Here is a 19,405-nt window from a genome sequence, read left to right as displayed (position 1 = left end):
CAGAGTGGAACCGTGCATACGCGCCTCTGTCCAAAATGGACAGAGGCGTATTTATTTATAATTAGGAGGACGACGATGTTTCAAAGAATGAAAGATGACTTGGATATGGTACTTGAACTTGACCCTGCAGCTAAGAATCGCTTTGAAGTGCTACTAACATACTCAGGTATTCATGCAGTTTGGGCTCATTTAGTCGCGCACTGGTTTTATAAAAAAGATCTCAAACTCATCGCCCGCATCATTTCGCAAGTAATGCGTTTTTTGACAGGTATAGAGATACATCCTGGAGCGAATATTGGACGCAGATTGTTTATCGATCACGGTATGGGTGTTGTCATCGGCGAAACTTGTAACATTGGTAACAACGTGACAATCTACCAGGGTGTAACACTTGGTGGAACGGGTAAAGAAGACCATAAAAGACACCCGGATATCGATGATAATGTACTGATTGCTGCCGGTGCCAAAGTGCTTGGCAACATCCGAATTGGAGAATCATCAAATGTCGGTGCGAACTCAGTTGTTTTAAAAAATGTTCCGGCGCACTCCACTGTAGTCGGAATACCAGGACATGTCGTCAAACAGCATGGTCAACGCGTGCGTAAACATAATAATTTTGATCATAGAGATTTACCGGATCCACTGTTCGAAAAATTATTAGAATTAGAAAAAGAAGTAAATAACTTTAGAAGAGAAGTTGGAAGTGAGGTCAAAGATGGTTCACATATATAATTCAATTACTAGAAAAAAAGAAGAGTTTGTGCCACTTAAAGAAGGACAAGTTAGCATGTACGTGTGTGGTCCAACAGTTTATAACTATATCCATATTGGAAATGCGAGACCTGCAATCGCTTTTGATACAGTGCGTCGCTACCTTGAGTATAAAGGATATGATGTAAAATACGTTTCAAACTTTACAGATGTTGATGACAAATTAATAAAAGCTGCCCAAGAACTTAATCAAACTGTCCCTGAGGTTGCTGACCGTTTCATCGATGCTTTCTTTGAAGATACAGGTGCTCTCAATGTTAAAAAAGCGACTGTTCATCCAAGAGTAATGGATCACATGCCAGATATAGTAGATTTCATTAAAGTTTTAATCGATAAAGGTCATGCTTATGAATCAAACGGAGACGTGTACTTTAAAACTCGGTCCTTTGAAGATTACGGTAAATTATCCCATCAATCTATCGATGATTTAAAAGTTGGTGCAAGAATAGAGACGGGTGATTTGAAAAAAGATCCACTTGATTTTGCCCTTTGGAAAAAAGCAAAAGACGGTGAAATTAATTGGGACTCACCATGGGGCCAAGGTCGTCCAGGTTGGCACATCGAATGTTCAGTAATGGCACGTCAACACTTAGGAGACACAATTGATATTCACGCAGGTGGACAAGATTTAACTTTTCCGCATCATGAAAACGAAATTGCCCAAAGTGAATGCATGACGGATAAAACATTCGCGAACTATTGGATGCACAACGGCTATATTAATATCGATAATACCAAGATGTCTAAATCTCTAGGGAACTTTATCCTAGTGCACGATATTATCAAAGAAATAGAACCGAATGTACTGCGCTACTTTATGATTAGTGTGCACTATCGTAGCCCAATTAACTATAACCGTGAATTGGTAGAAGCAGCTAGAAGTAGTTTAGAACGCATTCAAGATGCCTATCATCAAGCTAAAGAAAGATTGGCTAAAGCAGTTAAAGATGAGATTGATGAGAAAGTTGTTACTAGTATTGATGACAACGTAAAACTATTTGAAGCTCACATGGATGATGATTTTAACACAGCGAATGCAATTACTGCTTGGCATGAGTTGACAGGAAACTTAAATAAATATTTAAGACAACCTTCTACATCTAGTGTTGTGCTGCAGAAGTTCATTGATGTCTTCGATAGTTACTCTGACATATTAGGCGTGACTTTAAATCGTCAAGAAGTCTTACTTGATGAAGAGATTGAGAAACTAATAGAAGAGAGAGAAACAGCAAGAAAAAATAAAGATTTTACAAGAGCGGATGAAATTAGAGATCATCTTAAAGATGAAGGCATTGTTCTTGAAGACACAAAAGATGGTGTGAGATTTAAACGTGGATAATTATAAGGTTGATGACATTCCTTCATTATCTCTTGCCTTCTTAGGTGATTCAATATATGCCGTAAAAGTTCGTGAATATTTGATTATTAATGAGCCTTATCTAAAACCTGATCAACTCCATAAAAAAGCAAATACCTTGGTGAGTGCCAAAGCTCAGTCAAATGCTTTACTGTATTTGAGAAGAGAAAACCTTCTTGAAGAATGGGAATGGGATGTTGCGAGAAAAGCTAGAAATAAGTCGAGTCAAACACGAGCTAAAAATGCGACGATACAGGAATATAGAAATTCATCAGGTTTAGAAGCTCTGATTGGATATTTATCATTAGCAGGTGAAATGGCGAGAATTGAAGCGTTGATGACGATAATTATAGGATTAGGGAGAGTGAATGAATGAGTGAATCAGTAATTGCTGGACGCCATGCAGTCAGAGAAGTACTGCGTTCAGAAGCGGATATAAATAAGGTGTATGTTCAAGATACTGCGAATAAGCAACAACTAAAAGAAATTATTGACCTTGCTAAGAAGAAAAAAATAGTTGTGTCTAATGTACCGAAGAATAAGATTGATGGTATGACTGATGAAAGACACCAAGGTGTTGTGGCCATGGTGAGTGCCCATGACTATATGCCTTTAGAAACTCTTTTAGAGAATGTTAAAGGACGAACTGCAAATGTAATCATTTTAGATGGCTTAGAAGACCCTCATAATTTAGGGTCAATTATTAGAACGTGCGATGCTGCAAACTTTGATGCAGTCATTATTCCTAAACGTCGCTCTGTTCAACTGACAGATACTGTTGCTAAAACATCAACTGGTGCCATTGAGTATGTACCTGTCGTCCGAGTAACAAACATTAATCAAACCATTGATAAGTTAAAAGAAAATAATTTCTGGCTTATAGGCTCAGACGGTTCAGGCGATATGGATTACAGAGAAATAAACGCGATTGGTAGCACAGCGCTTGTTATAGGTAGTGAAGGTGAAGGGATCAGTAAGAAAACCTTAGAAAAATGTGATTTTGTTGTGCGAATTCCTATGGCGGGTGAGATTACCAGCTTAAATGCATCGGTATCAGCAGCGCTCCTAATGTATGAAGTTTATCGTCAACAAGCTCCACTTGGGCGTGATTAAGATGCGTAAAAAACGGAGAGTCTTACTCGTCGATGGTTATAATTTAATCGGAGCAAATAATGAATTGTATAATGAAGCGAGATTGTCATTAGAGCTCGCACGTGAGGAAGTACTCAAACTTTTGAGTGAATATGAAGCGGTAGCAAATTATGAAGTGATTTGTGTGTTTGATGCTTATGAAGTGAAAAACAAAGAAACTGTACTTAATTACCACGGTGTAGAAGTGATCTATACAAAAGAAAAAGAAACTGCAGATGAGTACATTGAACGCTTTGTCTATGACAACTACCATCCTTTTTTATGTGATATTAGTGTTGTCACGAGTGACTTGACTGAACAAAATGCTATTTTTGCTTATGGTGCGTATCGTATTTCATCGCGTGAAATGTGGTTGAATTTAGGAGAAGCTGATAAAAATATTAGCCAAAGAATTAAGACAATAAATGAAAAATTGCCTAGAACAAAATTAGATATATCGGAAGAAATTCTTGCAAAAATGGAAAAAATGCGTAGAGGAGAATAATGATGACTTGCACAACACTTAGCACCCAACTATATTTGTGATGAATATGTTGGAGGTGAGCTAGGTGTACGTCATTAAAAGATTTCAGTTCTATGTTAATGATAGCCATAATAAAGACTCGGAAACTGAAACGTGGTATGCAGATAGAGCTGCTGTTCGTGTTAAATACGGAGATTATGCTGCCTTTGATGAGCTGGATAAGTTATTGAGGACTAAGGTGACAAGACTCACCTTTAAATATGAGCTAAATCGTTTTGATCGAGACGACCTCGTACAAGATTTGATGTTTCACGCATTTATGTTGTGTTTTACTTATGATTATGAAAAAGGTCATTACATGAACTATTGTCTTTATAGTCTCAGACGTAAAGCGTACAGTAAGATTGTTAACTTTGTTGAATTAAAGAATCTTGAGGTCATGCCAGAAGATTTCTATATGGTAGATTGGTCAAATGCTTTGAGCCATATAATTCTAAAAGAGGCTGGAATAGAGTATTCCACGGCTCTCAGTAGTTTATCTAAGCTTGAAAAACTCATCCTAAGTATGTTCATAGAACTGCGTTCTTTTGATGAAATTTCAGCTGTTTTAAAGATGGATGAAAAAGCAATTATTAATGCGCTGCACCGGGTTAGGAAGAAATTTTCTAAGGTTGAAGATTTACACAGTATTGTTGACAATGGTTCTCCTAATCGATATAGTATATTAGAATTGAAGTGAGGATTTTAAGATGAAAATTGCACTGATTTGCAGTGATTGTGGCTCTCGTAACTACACCTTAAATAGACCAACGCACACAGAGAGAATAATCATGAAAAAATATTGTCCTAAATGCAATAAGCATACTACGCATAAGAGTTCTATATAGTTCAGGAGGAACGATTGATGAATAATAATAAGAACTTCTTCCAAAACGTCGTCAGCGAGATGAAAAAAGTCAGCTGGCCGACTGGTCAGGAAGTAGTCCGTTATACGACGACAGTTGTAGTTACAGTAATATTTTTCTTAGCATTTTTCTATGTGCTTGATCTCGGTATTACAGCACTTATCGATTTAATGTAATTTTAAAGGAGCGGTATAATGTCTCTAGACAAAGAGTGGTATGCAGTCCATACCTATTCAGGCTATGAAAACAAAGTGAAAGCAAACTTAGAGGCTCGCCTCGAATCTATGAATATGCAGGATTTAATTTTCCGTGTGGTAATCCCAGAAGAGGAAGAAACAACGATTAAAGACGGTAAGAAAAAAACTGCAATGAAGAAGACTTTCCCAGGTTATGTACTAGTTGAATTAGTAATGACTGATGAATCTTGGTATGTTGTTAGAAATACACCAGGTGTCACAGGCTTTGTTGGTTCACAAGGTGCGGGAAGTAAACCCAACCCGTTATTACCTGAAGAAGTGAAGTTTATCCTTCGTCAAATGGGTATGTCTGAAAAAATTGTCGATGTTGAAGTGGAAGTTGGAGAAGCAATCAATATCATCTCTGGACCATTCAATAATCAAAGCGGTGTCATTGAATCAATTGATGAAGAAAGATATAAATTAACAGTCTTAGTTGAAATGTTCGGTCGTGAAACTCCTGTTGAAGTGGAGTTTGATCAAATCGAAAAACTTTAATTTTTCTCTTGGAAAATGAAGTTGAATATGCTATACTCTTATGGTCGCAGAAAGCGGCCATCTTTTTTTAGATGAAGAGTGGGAGGATGAAATATAATCATCCTGTGACCACATCACGATTATGAGGAGGTGCAACATCGTGGCTAAAAAAGTTATTAATGTTGTAAAATTGCAGATTCCTGCAGGTAAGGCAAACCCAGCACCACCGGTTGGTCCAGCATTGGGTCAAGCAGGTGTTAACATCATGGGCTTCTGTAAAGAATTCAACGCACGCACACAAGAGCAAGCAGGATTAATTATCCCTGTTGAGATTTCAGTGTTTGAAGATCGCTCATTTACTTTTATCACTAAAACTCCACCAGCAGCAGTTCTTCTTAAGAAAGCAGCTAGTGTAGAAAAAGGTTCTGGTGAACCTAACAAGAACAAAGTAGCAACTGTAACGGAAGCTCAAGTTCGTGAAATCGCAGAAACGAAAATGGAAGACCTAAACGCGGCAACTGTTGAATCAGCAATGCGTATGGTTGAAGGTACAGCTAGAAGCATGGGCTTCACTGTCGAAAAATAAAAAGTATTAATACGGTCGTGGGAGGATTAACCCCGCTATAACCACAAGGAGGAATATAAATGGCTAAGAGAGGTAAAAAGTATCAAGCTGCTCTAGAGAAGTTTGATCACAACTCTACATTCTCAATTGAAGAAGCAATCAAACTTGCTCAAGAAACTTCTATTGCAAGCTTTGACGCATCAGTTGACGTTGCATTCCGTCTAGGTATTGATACGCGCAAAAATGATCAACAGATTCGTGGTGCACTAGTACTTCCACATGGTACTGGTAAAACACAGCGTGTATTAGTATTTGCGAAAGGCGACAAAGCAAAAGAAGCAGAAGCAGCAGGCGCTGACTACGTTGGTGAAGCTGAACTTGCTCAAAAAATTAACGGTGGATGGTTTGATTTCGATGTCATCGTTGCAACACCAGATATGATGGGAGAAGTTGGTAAACTTGGACGTGTCTTAGGACCTAAAGGTTTAATGCCAAACCCTAAAACTGGTACAGTAACAATGGATGTTGCTAAAGCAGTTGAAGAAATCAAAGCTGGTAAAGTTGAATACCGTGCTGAAAAAGCTGGTATTGTACACGTTGGAATCGGTAAAGTTTCATTCACTACTGAACAACTTGTAGAAAACTTTAAAGCAATTCACGATACTTTAGAAAAAGCTAAACCAGCTTCATCTAAAGGTGTTTACTTTAAATCAGTTACAGTATCTAGCACGATGGGTCCTGGTATCACAGTAGATCCACAAGTAGTTAGAACTGTTTAATAAAATATCTTGACAAGTGTAGATATACGAGGTATATTTACACTTGTAAATTTTAAAAGATTACCGAAGACAGCAGGAGCTCTAAACAGCTTAATAATTATCCTGCCGAGGCAAATAAAAACGACTTGAATTATATTTTCATAAATTCAAGCACTTTTTGCCGCCGGTAAAAAGTGCTTTTTTTATTTGCTCCAGACAAAAATTATGGAGGTGTAACTACATGTCAAACATCATTGAACAAAAACAACAACACGTTGATGTCATTACTGAACAACTTAAAAACTCTGTTTCTACAATTCTTGTGGACTACCGTGGTTTAACAGTTGCTGAAGTAACTGAATTACGTAAACAATTACGTGATGCTGGTGTTGAATTCAAAGTTTACAAAAACACAATGACACGCCGCGCTGCGGATTCATTAGGTTTATCTGAACTTAACGAATTTTTAGTTGGTCCAAGCGCACTTGCATTTTCAAACGAAGATGTTATCGCTCCAGCTAAAATCATCAACAACTTTGCTAAAGAACACGAAGCTTTAGAAATTAAAGCTGGTGTTATCGAAGGAAGCTACGTACCAGTAGAAGATGTTAAAGCAATCGCGTCTCTTCCATCAAGAGAAGGATTACTATCTATGCTTCTTTCTGTACTACAAGCACCTGTCCGCAACTTCGCTTATGCAGTTAAAGCAGTCGGTGAAGACAAAGAGAACGAAAACGGTGAAGCTTAAGTAAAGCTCGCTCAAACAAACAACTATTAATTGGAGGAAAATTAACATGGCTAACATTGAAACAATCATTGAAAGCATTAAAGAAATGACAGTTTTAGAATTAAACGACTTAGTAAAAGCAATTGAAGAAGAATTTGGCGTAACAGCAGCTGCTCCAGTAGCAGCAGCAGGTGGCGGAGAAGCAGCAGCTGAAGAACAAACTGAATTTGACGTTGAACTTGCAAGCGCTGGTTCATCTAAGATCAAAGTAATCAAAGTAGTTCGTGAAGCTACAGGTCTTGGTCTTAAAGACGCTAAAGAATTAGTAGATAACGCTCCTAAAGTTATCAAAGAAGGTCTTTCTAAAGAAGATGCTGAAGCTCTTAAAGCTCAACTTGAAGAAGTTGGCGCTGGCGTAGAACTTAAATAGTATCTTGACGTTATTGAAAAGAGTCCCCGTGAACTTTGTTGGCGGGGGCTCTTTTTAATTCTAAGGAGTGAATTTGGATGTCACATTATTATACAACTGATGATTCACCTCATGACTATAACGAGATCACTTTCAATTTTAAAGAACATAACTATCGCTTTAAAACAGACCGTGGCGTATTTTCTAAAAATCAAGTAGATTATGGTTCGCATGTTTTAATTAATGCTGTTACTGATGACTTTTCAGGTCAGGGGAAATTTATCGACATGGGAGCAGGTTATGGACCGATAGGAATTGTGCTTGCGAAAACTTTGAGCATGACACCTATAATGGTTGAAGTGAATGAGGATGCCTTGATGTTGACAAATGAAAACATTAAAAGAGAAAATATAGATGGAATTGTTTTAAGTCGAGAGAAATATGAACAAGCAGATTATAAAGTGGGCTTGTATGTGACGAATCCACCTTTTAGAGCAGGTAAAAAAACAGTTTTAGATATTATAGATGATGCTTATGAACGTTTACTTGAGAGTGGTAGCTTTTATATGGTTGTTCAGAAAAAACAAGGTATGCCATCTTACAAAAAGTATTTGAAAGATAAGTTTTCAAATGTCACTACTGTCGTCAAAGATAAAGGCTATTATATATTGAAAAGTGTTAAATAAGTTGAAAAGAATATTTGACTTGACAAATTGTCTATGTTATTCTTATAGAATGTAAAATTAATATCAATAAGTATGTACTTTTCTGTACAGCTGTTGAATGGAGCGTTTATAAAGTATCCAGTTTAATAGAAAATGGGGTTGTCACGATTCCGTTTTCTTTTTGTCTTTAAAACTGGTGCCAACCTAAGCGCCAAATGTAGTTTACGCAAATATTATTAGGGGTGAATCTGTCGATGAGTCAATTGATTCAGTATGGAAGACATGCACAACGTAGAAGTTATGCGCGTATCGAAGAGAAGTTGGAATTACCCAACTTAATTGAGATTCAGACGAAATCGTACGAGTGGTTCTTAGAATCAGGTCTAATCGAAATGTTTAAAGATATTTCTCCAGTTGAAGATTTTACTGGGAATATGTCTTTAGAATTTGTTGATTATAAGCTTGGAGAACCAAAGTATAATGAAGAAGAAGCGAAAAATCATGATGCAACTTACTCGGCTCCACTGAGAGTTAAAGTTCGCTTAGTCATCAAAGAAACTGGCGAAGTTAAAGAGCAGGATGTATTTATGGGAGATTTCCCACTGATGACGGATACCGGTACCTTTATTATTAATGGTGCAGAACGTGTTATCGTTTCGCAATTAGTAAGAAGTCCATCCGTATACTTCTCCGAGAAGTTTGACAAAAATGGTAAGTTGAACTTTGGAGCAACAGTCATCCCTAACCGAGGCGCTTGGCTCGAGTATGAAATCGATGCTAAAGATGTCGTCTATGTAAGGATTGACCGTACACGTAAATTACCAATTACTGTATTATTACGTGCCTTGGGCTTTCAGACTGATGAAGAAATCATCAGCCTACTCGGTGATAACGAATATCTTCGTAATACGCTAGAAAAAGATACGACAGAAACAGTAGATCAAGCCCTTTTAGAAATATATGAAAGATTACGTCCAGGCGAACCTCCAACAGTAGAGAATGCTCGTAATCTCTTGTATTCAAGATTCTTTGATCCTAAACGTTACGACTTAGCAAACGTTGGTCGTTACAAAATGAATAAAAAACTTCACCTAAAAAACCGTTTATTCAACCAAGTGTTAACTGAACCAGTCGTTGATAGCGAAACAGGTGAAATTATTGCAGAAGAAGGTTCGACGATTGATCGTCGTACTCTAGACTCAATTATGGAGCAACTTGAAACAACTGCAAACTTGAAAACCTTCCATCTTGAGCAAGGTTTATTAGATGAGCCTGTGGAAATTCAATCAGTAAAAGTACAATCTAAAAATAACGAAGAAACTTCTACTACTGTAATCGGTAATGCTTACCCAGACGTAGAGGTTAAATCAATCACACCATCTGACATTATTGCTTCTATAAGTTACTTCTTTAACTTATTAGAAGGTGTTGGCTTCACTGATGATATCGACCACCTTGGTAACAGACGTTTACGTTCAGTAGGTGAGTTGTTACAGAACCAATTCCGTATCGGTGTATCACGTATGGAACGTGTTGTACGTGAAAGAATGTCAATCCAAGATACTGAAACTGTGACGCCACAACAACTGATCAATATCAGACCTGTTATTGCATCAATTAAAGAGTTCTTTGGTAGCTCTCAATTATCACAGTTCATGGACCAAGCCAACCCTCTTGCTGAGTTGACGCACAAGCGTCGTCTATCTGCTTTAGGACCTGGTGGTTTAACACGTGAACGTGCTGGTATGGAAGTACGTGACGTTCACTACTCTCACTATGGCCGTATGTGTCCAATTGAAACTCCAGAGGGACCAAACATTGGTCTGATTAACACCTTGTCATCATATGCGCGTGTGAACGACTTTGGCTTTATTGAAACACCATATAGAAGAGTAGACCCTGAAACGAATAAAGTAACAAACCAGATTGATTATCTAACTGCTGATGAAGAGGATAACTATGTAGTTGCTCAGGCAAATGCTGTCTTAGATGAAGATGGTAGCTTCAAAGATGAAGAGGTTATCTGTCGTTTCCGTGGTAACAACACTCAGATGCACCGTGATCGTATGGACTACATGGATGTATCACCAAAACAAGTTGTATCAGCAGCAACAGCTTGTATTCCATTCCTAGAAAACGATGACTCTAACCGTGCACTTATGGGTGCGAACATGCAACGTCAAGCAGTGCCTTTATTAAATCCAGAATCGCCGTTTATCGGAACAGGTATGGAACATGTTGCAGCCCGTGACTCTGGTGCAGCGGTAGTTGCCAAATATAAAGGTCGTGTAGAGCACGTTGAAGCTAAAGAAATTCACGTGCGTCGTATCGAAGAGAAAAATGGTAAAGAAGTAGAAACAGAAAAAGACATCTACAAAATGTCTAAATTCGTTCGTTCTAACTCAGGTACTTGTTATAACCAAAAACCTATCATCGAAGAAGGCGATGTTGTTGCTAAAGGTGAAATTCTAGCCGATGGTCCATCTATGGATAACGGTGAGATGGCACTTGGTCGTAACGTTGTCGTTGGCTTTATGACATGGGATGGTTACAACTATGAGGATGCTGTAATCATGAGTGAACGTTTAGTTAAACAAGATGTTTACACATCTATTCATATTGAAGAATATGAATCAGAATCTCGTGATACTAAACTTGGACCAGAAGAAATCACTAGAGATATTCCTAACGTTTCAGATAGTGCTCTGAAAAAGCTTGATGATAGAGGGATTGTTTATATCGGTGCTGAAGTCAATGATGGAGATATCTTAGTTGGTAAAGTTACGCCTAAAGGTGTGACGGAATTAACTGCAGAAGAGCGTTTGCTACATGCAATATTCGGTGAAAAAGCACGTGAAGTTAGAGACACTTCATTACGTGTTCCACATGGTGCAGGTGGTATTGTACTTGATGTTAAAGTCTTCAATCGTGAAGATGGCGACGAATTATCACCAGGAGTTAACCAACTCGTTCGTGTATACATCGTTCAGAAGAGAAAGATTTCTGAAGGAGATAAAATGTGTGGACGTCACGGTAACAAAGGTGTAATTTCGAAAATTCTTCCAGAAGAAGATATGCCTTACTTACCAGATGGTACTCCAATTGATATCATGCTTAACCCACTTGGTGTTCCGTCACGTATGAACATCGGTCAGGTTCTTGAACTTCACCTAGGTATGGCAGCACGTGCGATGGGCTTAAGAATGGCTTCACCAGTATTTGATGGAGCGAATGAAGAAGATGTTTGGAGCACTATGGAAGAAGCTGGACTTGCACGTGATGGTAAAACTGTTCTATATGATGGACGCACAGGCGAACCATTTGAGAACCGTATTTCTGTCGGTGTAATGTACATGCTGAAACTCGCTCACATGGTAGACGATAAACTTCACGCTAGAAGTACAGGTCCTTACTCACTAGTTACTCAGCAACCACTTGGTGGTAAAGCTCAGTTCGGTGGACAACGTTTTGGTGAGATGGAGGTATGGGCACTTGAAGCTTACGGTGCAGCGTATACTCTACAAGAAATCTTAACTGTTAAATCTGATGATACTGTCGGACGTGTTAAGACTTACGAAGCCATCGTTAAAGGTGAGAACTTGCCTAGACCAGGCGTTCCTGAATCATTCCGTGTATTGATGAAAGAATTGCAAAGTCTTGGACTAGATGTAAGTATTATGGATGAAAATGATGAAGAAATAGAACTACGCGATACAGATGAAGACGAGATTCCAAGCCAACCGGCTCAATCGGAAAAAGCTACAGATACAGCTGCAAATGAAAACGTTACTGAATAGTAACGTTCTGAGCTCCGAGAAAACTTAGGGAGGAAAGCTCATTGATAGATGTAAACAGATTTAAGTATATGAAAATTGGTTTAGCTTCACCTGAAAAGATTCGTTCATGGTCTTTCGGTGAGGTAAAAAAACCAGAAACTATTAACTATAGAACATTAAAACCTGAACGTGATGGTTTATTCTGTGAGAAGATTTTCGGTCCAACTAAGGACTGGGAATGTAGCTGTGGTAAATATAAACGTGTTAGATATAAAGGAATGGTCTGTGACCGTTGTGGTGTAGAAGTAACTCGCGCTAAAGTTAGACGTGAGAGAATGGGTCATATCGAACTTGCTGCACCAGTTACTCATATTTGGTACTTCAAAGGTATCCCATCACGTATGGGACTACTCTTAGATATGTCTCCACGTTCTTTAGAAGAAATAATCTACTTTGCATCTTATGCTGTAATTAAACCAGGACCAACTGGTCTAGAACCAAAACAGCTTTTGAGTGAACGTGAATATCGTGAATATTACGATAAATTCGGCAATACTTTCACAGCTAAAATGGGTGCTGAAGCTATTAAAGAACTATTGCAACAAGTTGATCTTAATGCTGAGCTTGAGATGCTTAGAAAAGAACTTGAAACTGCAACAGGACAACGTTTAACTCGTGCGATCAAACGTTTAGAAGTGGTGGAAGCATTCCGCCACTCTGGCAATGATCCTTCTTGGATGATTTTAGATGTATTACCTATTATTCCACCGGAAATTCGTCCGATGGTTCAATTAGATGGAGGTCGCTTTGCAACAAGTGACTTAAACGACTTATACCGTCGTGTAATCAACCGTAATAACCGTCTAAAACGTCTGCTTGATTTAGGTGCACCTGGTATTATTGTGCAAAACGAAAAACGTATGCTACAAGAAGCTGTAGATGCATTGATCGATAACGGTCGTCGTGGTCGTCCTGTTACAGGACCAGGTAACCGTCCGTTGAAATCACTGTCACATATGCTTAAAGGTAAACAAGGTCGTTTCCGCCAAAACTTACTTGGTAAACGTGTCGACTATTCAGGTCGTTCAGTTATCGTTGTAGGTCCTGGACTGAAAATGTACCAGTGTGGATTACCTAAAGAAATGGCTTTAGAGCTATTCAAACCTTTCGTTATGAAAGAACTTGTAGCGCGTGATCTTGCAACAAATATCAAGAATGCTAAAGGTAAGATTGAGCGTATGGAAGATGAAGTTTGGGATGTACTTGAAGATGTAATTACAGAACACCCAGTACTTCTAAACCGTGCTCCAACGCTTCACCGTCTTGGTATTCAAGCATTTGAAGCAACGCTAGTAGAAGGGCGTGCGATTCGTCTACACCCATTAGTTACCACTGCATATAATGCAGACTTTGACGGTGACCAAATGGCTGTTCACGTTCCACTTTCTAAAGAAGCACAAGCAGAAGCTCGCATGTTAATGCTTGCAGCACAAAACATTCTTAACCCTAAAGATGGTAAACCAGTTGTTACGCCATCACAGGATATGGTTTTAGGTAACTATTACCTAACACTTGAACGTGAAGATTCTAAAAATGAAGGTCATATCTTTAAGAGTATTGAAGAAGTCATTCTAGGTTATCAAAATGGATACACTTCTTTACACACTCGTATCGGTTTACACACTAAAGATATACCAGTTGAAAAAGTTTCTGAAGAACACAAAGGGCAGATATTAATAACAACTGTGGGTAAAGTAATCTTCAACCAGATTATGCCACCGTCATTCCCTTATATAAATGAACCTTCTAAGGAAAACTTAGAACGTAAAACTCCAGATAAGTACTTTATTTCTGCGAGTGACTTAGATGAGACTGGCTTACTTGGTAAGATTCAAGAAATGCCACTTGTTGATCCTTTCAACAAGAAATTCTTAGGGCAAGTTATCGCTGAAGTTTTCAATAAGTTCCATATCACTGAAACATCAGTCATGCTTGACTTGATGAAAGACCTCGGCTTTAAATATTCTGCTAAAGCAGGTATAACTGTTGGGGTATCTGATATCGTAGTACTCCCTGAGAAACAAGTCATCATCGATGAAACTGAAGAGAAAGTTGAAAAAGTTCAGAAACAATTCTCACGTGGTCTAATCACTGAAGACGAGCGTTACAACGCAGTTATTGAACTTTGGACTAAAGCGAAAGATGTTATCCAAGATCGTCTAATGGCATCACTTGACCGTTTAAATCCAATCTTCATGATGAGTGACTCTGGTGCCCGTGGTAACGCATCTAACTTTACACAACTTGCTGGTATGCGTGGCTTGATGGCTAACCCATCTGGTGAAATCATCGAGTTACCAATCAAATCAAGTTTCCGTGAAGGACTTACAGTACTCGAGTACTTTATCTCTACACACGGTGCTCGTAAAGGCCTTGCCGATACAGCACTGAAAACTGCGGACTCTGGTTACTTGACACGTCGTCTTGTAGACGTTGCACAAGATGTCATCGTTCGTGAAGAAGATTGTGGAACTGATAAAGGTCTACACGTTTCAGCACTTATGGAAGGTACTGAATTAATTGAGCCTTTAATTGATCGTCTTGAAGGTCGTTACACTAAAGAAACAGTTCGTCATCCTGAAACAGATGAAGTGATCATTGGTGTGAATGAACTAATTACTCAAGATATCGCAAAAGAAATTGTTAACAGTGGTATTGAGCAAGTTTATATCCGTTCAGCATTTACTTGTAATACACGTCATGGTGTATGTGAACGTTGTTACGGTAAAAACCTTGCAACTGGTGAAAAAGTTGAAGTTGGGGAAGCAGTAGGAACAATTGCTGCTCAGTCAATTGGTGAACCAGGTACACAGCTTACAATGCGTACTTTCCACACAGGTGGGGTAGCAGGTAGCGATATCACACAAGGTCTACCACGTATCCAAGAATTATTTGAAGCACGTAATCCTAAAGGACAAGCGTTAATTTCAGAAATTCACGGTACAGTAACAGACATTGAGACTGTTAAAGACCGTCAGCAAGAAATTAAAGTTAAAGGTGAACATGAAACTCGTACTTACAACATACCAGGTGCAGCGCGTCTACTTGTAGAAGTTGGCGACAAAGTTGAACCAGGTGAAGTGTTGAACGAAGGTTCCATTGAGCCTAAACAATTGCTACAAGTAGCAGGTTTAAACACTACTCAAGAATATCTGTTGAAAGAAGTTCAAAAAGTATACCGTATGCAAGGGGTAGAAATCGGAGACAAACACGTCGAGGTTATGGTCCGTCAAATGTTACGTAAAGTACGTATCATTGATGCAGGTGATACTGACTTGCTACCAGGTGCACTTGTTGAAATTCACCAATTCACAGATGCAAATAAAGAAATATTTAAACAAAGAAAACGTCCAGCAACAGCAAAACCAGTACTTCTAGGAATTACTAAAGCATCACTAGAAACTGAAAGTTTCCTATCTGCTGCCAGCTTCCAAGAAACAACTCGTGTACTTACTGATGCAGCAATCAAAGGTAAGAGAGACGATCTTCTTGGACTCAAAGAGAACGTTATTATCGGTAAGTTAATTCCTGCTGGTACAGGAATGACTAACTACAAAGACGTTGAGATTGCAGTTGAAGAACAGGCTGCTGAAGAAGCTGTACTGACTGAAGATTAATCATTAAATGTTTTTCCGAAGTCTCATTTTTGAGACTTCGGTTTTTTGTATATAATCGTGATGTTTTATCTCTTAGACTAGTCATAATCAGACTGATATGTTATCCTTTTTATGCAGTAATAAAGATAGTATTTTTCATCATGAATGCTTGACACACTTCTTTCGGAAGTGGTATTATTATTAAGGTTACTTTGTGAAGGGATTTCATGCCCTGAATAAAGGAGACAAAAGTGTATTTTTGTAAGATTGATATCTTACAGATTTTTTATACTCAAAAAATGAACCACCTGGATGTGTGGATTAAGATACGAGAGGAGGACATTCGATTATGCCAACAATTAACCAGTTGATTAGAAAATCACGTAGCACTAAATCACAAAAATCTGACTCACCAGCATTGAACAGAGGGTTTAACAGTCTTAAAAAACGTGTAACTACTGATGCAGCACCACAAAAACGCGGTGTTTGTACTCGTGTAGGTACAATGACTCCTAAAAAACCTAACTCTGCTCTACGTAAATATGCTCGTGTTAGATTATCAAATAACATTGAAGTGAACGCGTATATCCCTGGAATTGGACACAACCTACAAGAACACAGTGTTGTACTAATTCGCGGAGGACGTGTTAAAGACTTACCTGGGGTTCGCTATCACATCGTTCGTGGTGCTTTAGATACTTCAGGAGTTGAAGGACGTAAACAAAGCCGTTCACACTACGGAGCTAAAAAACCTAAAGGAGACAAATAATTTGTCTCTTTAGAAGTGAAATATAAATATAAAAAATGATAAAATAGTAATGGAAGGAGGATAATTATGCCACGTAAAGGTCCAGTACCTAAAAGAGATGTATTACCGGATCCAATTCACAACTCTAAACTTGTGACTAAACTCATTAATAAAATGATGGTTGACGGTAAACGAGGAACTTCACAAAAAATTCTTTATAATGCATTTGATATCGTACAAGAACGTTCTGGTAAAGATGCTATGGAGGTTTTTGATGAAGCAATCGAAAACATTATGCCACTTCTAGAAGTTAAAGCACGCCGTGTTGGTGGGTCTAACTACCAAGTACCGGTTGAAGTTCGTCCAGAAAGACGTACTACTCTAAGCTTACGTTGGCTTGTGAACTACGCACGTCTGCGTGGGGAAAAGACAATGGAAGAAAGATTAGCTAACGAAATTCTTGATGCTGCAAACAATACAGGTGGAGCAGTTAAAAAACGCGAAGAAAGTCATAAAATGGCTGAAGCTAACAGAGCATTTGCTCACTACCGTTGGTAGGAGTAAGCTCTTAGCATATAAATCTAATCCATTCCTGGAAGGAGCAAAGAATACTCATGGCAAGACCATTCACTTTAGAAAAAACGCGTAATATCGGTATCATGGCACACATCGATGCAGGTAAAACTACGACGACTGAACGTATTCTTTATTACACAGGACGTATCCACAAACTAGGTGAAACACACGAAGGTGCTTCACAAATGGACTGGATGGAGCAGGAACAAGAACGTGGTATTACTATCACATCTGCTGCTACAACAGCTCAGTGGGACGGCCACCGTGTAAACATTATCGATACTCCTGGACACGTAGACTTCACAGTTGAAGTTGAGCGTTCACTACGCGTACTCGATAGTGCGGTAACAGTACTTGATGCACAATCAGGTGTTGAACCACAAACAGAAACAGTTTGGCGCCAAGCAACAACATACGGCGTTCCAAGACTAGTATTCGTCAACAAAATGGACAAGATCGGTGCAGACTTCCAGTATTCAGTAGGCACGATCAGAGACCGTTTACAGGCGAATACACACCCAATTCAATTACCAATTGGTGCAGAAGATGATTTCAGAGGTATTATTGACCTTGTTGAAATGAAAGCTTTCCTATACGGTAATGACTTAGGTACTGACATTGAAGAAGTAGAAATCCCTGCAGAGTTTGCTGATGAAGCAGCAGAAGCAAGAGAAGCTCTTATCGAAGGATTAGCTGATGTTAATGAAGACATCATGGAAAAATACCTTGGTGGAGAAGAACTTTCTGTAGAGGAACTTAAAGCAGCAATTCGTCAAGCGACTTGTGATGTTGAGTTCTATCCTGCGCTTTGCGGTACTGCATTTAAAAACAAAGGTGTTCAATTATTACTTAACGCAGTAGTTGATTACCTTCCATCTCCATTAGATATAAAACCAATTGTCGGCCACAAAGTTGACAATGAAGAAGAAGAGTATATTGCTCGTCCGGATGATTCTGAACCGTTCGCAGCATTAGCATTTAAAGTTATGACGGATCCATTTGTTGGTAAGTTAACTTTCTTCCGCGTATACTCTGGTACACTAGATGCTGGTTCTTATGTACAGAACACTACTAAAGGCAAGCGTGAACGTGTGGGACGTATCCTACAGATGCACGCTAACTCACGTGAAGAAATCTCAACAGTTTACTCAGGTGACATTGCTGCTGCAGTAGGTCTGAAAGATACTGGTACTGGTGACACGCTTACACAAGAGAAACTTGATATTATCCTAGAATCTATGGAATTCCCTGAACCGGTAATTCACTTATCAGTTGAGCCGAAATCTAAAGGTGACCAAGATAAATTAACTACAGCTCTTGTTAAGTTACAAGAAGAAGACCCAACATTCACTGCTCGTACTGATAAAGAAACTGGACAAGTTATTATCGGTGGTATGGGTGAATTACACTTAGACGTACTTGTTGACCGCATGAAACGTGAATTCAAAGTTGAATGTAACGTTGGTGCGCCAATGGTATCATACCGTGAAACATTTACTGCACCTGCACAGGTTCAAGGTAAATTCTCACGTCAGTCTGGTGGTCGTGGTCAATACGGTGATGTTCACATCGAATTTACTCCAAACGAACAAGGTGGCGGTTTCGAATTCGAAAACGCAATCGTCGGTGGTGTAGTTCCACGTGAATACATTCCATCAGTAGAAGCTGGACTTGTTGACTCAATGGAAAACGGTGTACTTGCTGGTTATCCATTAGTAGACGTTAAAGCTAAACTTTATGATGGTTCTTACCACGATGTTGACTCTTCTGAAATGGCCTTTAAAATAGCTGCTTCATTAGCACTTAGAGAAGCTGCTAAAGTATGTAAGCCAGTTCTTTTAGAGCCAATGATGAAAGTAGAAATCGTAATGCCTGAAGAGTACCTTGGAGATATCATGGGTGACGTAACAAGCCGTCGTGGACGTGTAGAAGGTATGAACGCACGTGGTAACGCTCAAGTCGTTAACGCATTCGTTCCACTTTCTGAAATGTTCGGATATGCGACTTCATTACGTTCTAACACTCAAGGTCGTGGTACTTATACAATGGTATTTGATCACTACGAAGAAGTACCTAAATCAGTATCTGAAGAAATCATCAAGAAAAATACTGGTGCATAATTCATATACTTGATTTTTTGGAACAAATGCTTTATAAGTGTTGT

General features: G+C 38.8%; 19 protein-coding genes and 1 other annotated feature. All 19 genes read left to right on the top strand.

Going from position 1 to position 19,405, the window contains the following annotated elements; genetic code table 11:
- The first annotated feature begins 75 nt into the window (after positions 1-75).
- The 19 genes from cysE (at position 76) to fusA (ending at position 19,361) form a co-directional block, all read left to right on the top strand.
- Positions 76-732: a serine O-acetyltransferase gene (gene cysE, locus JEOSCH030_RS03510; protein ID WP_185125234.1), complete on the top strand. Its 657-nt coding sequence runs from the start codon at positions 76-78 to the stop codon at positions 730-732.
- Positions 716-2,110, top strand: coding sequence for a cysteine--tRNA ligase (gene cysS / locus JEOSCH030_RS03505; protein WP_185125233.1), 1,395 nt, complete (start codon positions 716-718; stop codon positions 2,108-2,110). Before cysE ends, cysS begins: the two co-directional genes overlap by 17 nt.
- Positions 2,103-2,504 (top strand): Mini-ribonuclease 3, encoded by a 402-nt coding sequence (locus JEOSCH030_RS03500; RefSeq protein ID WP_185125232.1) that lies wholly within the window; start codon positions 2,103-2,105, stop codon positions 2,502-2,504. The genes cysS and JEOSCH030_RS03500 overlap by 8 nt, the downstream gene beginning before the upstream one ends.
- Positions 2,501-3,241, top strand: coding sequence for a 23S rRNA (guanosine(2251)-2'-O)-methyltransferase RlmB (rlmB, locus tag JEOSCH030_RS03495; protein WP_185125231.1), 741 nt, complete (start codon positions 2,501-2,503; stop codon positions 3,239-3,241). Before JEOSCH030_RS03500 ends, rlmB begins: the two co-directional genes overlap by 4 nt.
- A gap of 1 nt (position 3,242) precedes the next feature.
- Positions 3,243-3,764: an NYN domain-containing protein gene (locus JEOSCH030_RS03490; protein WP_185125230.1), complete on the top strand. Its 522-nt coding sequence runs from the start codon at positions 3,243-3,245 to the stop codon at positions 3,762-3,764.
- A 64-nt stretch (positions 3,765-3,828) separates the two neighbouring features.
- Complete coding sequence (locus tag JEOSCH030_RS03485) at positions 3,829-4,482, top strand: sigma-70 family RNA polymerase sigma factor (protein WP_185125229.1); 654 nt, start codon at positions 3,829-3,831, stop codon at positions 4,480-4,482.
- Between the two features lie 10 nt (positions 4,483-4,492).
- Entirely contained in the window at positions 4,493-4,630 is a 138-nt protein-coding gene (rpmG, locus tag JEOSCH030_RS03480; RefSeq protein ID WP_185125228.1) for a 50S ribosomal protein L33, read from the top strand.
- A gap of 17 nt (positions 4,631-4,647) precedes the next feature.
- Positions 4,648-4,824 (top strand): preprotein translocase subunit SecE, encoded by a 177-nt coding sequence (gene secE / locus JEOSCH030_RS03475; RefSeq protein WP_185125227.1) that lies wholly within the window; start codon positions 4,648-4,650, stop codon positions 4,822-4,824.
- An 18-nt stretch (positions 4,825-4,842) separates the two neighbouring features.
- On the top strand, positions 4,843-5,382 hold the full coding sequence (gene nusG / locus JEOSCH030_RS03470; RefSeq protein WP_185125226.1) for a transcription termination/antitermination protein NusG: 540 nt from the start codon (positions 4,843-4,845) through the stop codon (positions 5,380-5,382).
- A 139-nt stretch (positions 5,383-5,521) separates the two neighbouring features.
- On the top strand, positions 5,522-5,947 hold the full coding sequence (rplK, locus tag JEOSCH030_RS03465; protein ID WP_185125225.1) for a 50S ribosomal protein L11: 426 nt from the start codon (positions 5,522-5,524) through the stop codon (positions 5,945-5,947).
- A gap of 59 nt (positions 5,948-6,006) precedes the next feature.
- Positions 6,007-6,705 (top strand): 50S ribosomal protein L1, encoded by a 699-nt coding sequence (rplA, locus tag JEOSCH030_RS03460; RefSeq protein ID WP_185125224.1) that lies wholly within the window; start codon positions 6,007-6,009, stop codon positions 6,703-6,705.
- A 45-nt stretch (positions 6,706-6,750) separates the two neighbouring features.
- Positions 6,751-6,897, top strand: a sequence feature (ribosomal protein L10 leader region).
- A 28-nt stretch (positions 6,898-6,925) separates the two neighbouring features.
- On the top strand, positions 6,926-7,432 hold the full coding sequence (gene rplJ / locus JEOSCH030_RS03455) for a 50S ribosomal protein L10 (RefSeq protein ID WP_185125223.1): 507 nt from the start codon (positions 6,926-6,928) through the stop codon (positions 7,430-7,432).
- A gap of 46 nt (positions 7,433-7,478) precedes the next feature.
- The gene (gene rplL, locus JEOSCH030_RS03450) at positions 7,479-7,841 is read left to right on the top strand and encodes a 50S ribosomal protein L7/L12 (protein WP_185125222.1); all 363 of its coding nucleotides are present in this window, start codon (positions 7,479-7,481) and stop codon (positions 7,839-7,841) included.
- 77 nt (positions 7,842-7,918) lie between these two features.
- Positions 7,919-8,506 (top strand): class I SAM-dependent methyltransferase, encoded by a 588-nt coding sequence (locus JEOSCH030_RS03445; protein ID WP_185125221.1) that lies wholly within the window; start codon positions 7,919-7,921, stop codon positions 8,504-8,506.
- 233 nt (positions 8,507-8,739) lie between these two features.
- Positions 8,740-12,282, top strand: a complete 3,543-nt coding sequence (gene rpoB / locus JEOSCH030_RS03440) for a DNA-directed RNA polymerase subunit beta (protein WP_185125220.1) — start codon at positions 8,740-8,742, stop codon at positions 12,280-12,282.
- 41 nt (positions 12,283-12,323) lie between these two features.
- Entirely contained in the window at positions 12,324-15,938 is a 3,615-nt protein-coding gene (gene rpoC / locus JEOSCH030_RS03435; protein ID WP_185125219.1) for a DNA-directed RNA polymerase subunit beta', read from the top strand.
- A gap of 328 nt (positions 15,939-16,266) precedes the next feature.
- Complete coding sequence (gene rpsL / locus JEOSCH030_RS03430; protein ID WP_185125218.1) at positions 16,267-16,686, top strand: 30S ribosomal protein S12; 420 nt, start codon at positions 16,267-16,269, stop codon at positions 16,684-16,686.
- 66 nt (positions 16,687-16,752) lie between these two features.
- Positions 16,753-17,223 carry a 30S ribosomal protein S7 gene (gene rpsG, locus JEOSCH030_RS03425; protein WP_026866142.1) on the top strand — a complete coding sequence of 157 codons (471 nt, stop codon included), beginning with the start codon at positions 16,753-16,755 and terminating at the stop codon, positions 17,221-17,223.
- A 56-nt stretch (positions 17,224-17,279) separates the two neighbouring features.
- Positions 17,280-19,361 (top strand): elongation factor G, encoded by a 2,082-nt coding sequence (gene fusA / locus JEOSCH030_RS03420; RefSeq protein ID WP_185125217.1) that lies wholly within the window; start codon positions 17,280-17,282, stop codon positions 19,359-19,361.
- Positions 19,362-19,405 lie beyond the last annotated feature (44 nt).

Source organism: Jeotgalicoccus meleagridis (assembly GCF_903994045.1).
Taxonomy (GTDB): domain Bacteria; phylum Bacillota; class Bacilli; order Staphylococcales; family Salinicoccaceae; genus Jeotgalicoccus; species Jeotgalicoccus meleagridis.
Note: the sequence above shows the minus strand (reverse complement) of the source record. Positions and strands in the feature narration are given on the sequence as shown.